Here is a 541-nt window from a genome sequence, read left to right on the forward strand (position 1 = left end):
GGCTATACACCGACTTCATGGTGTCACCTTTATACATGTTTCAATTCCTGTATGGTGCGATTAAAGGTGGTCAGATAAACAAGAGGTTGATCACAAGTCAACTGAGTTTCAATTCCTGTATGGTGCGATTAAAGGCGGAAAAGAAATGTATGACTTGTTCAGTAAATACATGTTTCAATTCCTGTATGGTGCGATTAAAGGACCGCAACCGTTCCTGCAACTCTCATCATACCATCGTTTCAATTCCTATATGCTGCGATTAAAGGAAAAGGGGGAATTCTAAGAACGTCAACAGCAGCCTAGTTTCAATTCCTATATGGTGCGATTAAATGATCACGTTGCAGGCGTGTTGTGTCATCCCTGTTATATTTCAATTCCTGTATGGTGCGATTAAAGATAGCAAGCTCATTCCCTTAGTTGGTACGGCTTGAGGTTTCAATTCCTACATGGTGCGATTTAAAGGAATCAAAGTCATCAAATACAACCCAACCAACCAAATTGTTTAATTCCTATATGGTGCGATTAAAGGAATATAACCTTA

1 protein-coding gene is annotated in these 541 nt (G+C 39.4%); it reads left to right on the top strand.

Annotation, left to right across the window (positions count from 1 at the left end; translation table 11 throughout):
• Nucleotides 1-263 (top strand): hypothetical protein (locus tag L950_RS34730; RefSeq protein ID WP_231577867.1); only part of this gene is annotated, 263 nt, incomplete at its 5' end.
• Nucleotides 264-541 lie beyond the last annotated feature (278 nt).

This window comes from Sphingobacterium sp. IITKGP-BTPF85, from assembly GCF_001006065.1.
Lineage (GTDB): Bacteria > Bacteroidota > Bacteroidia > Sphingobacteriales > Sphingobacteriaceae > Sphingobacterium > Sphingobacterium anhuiense.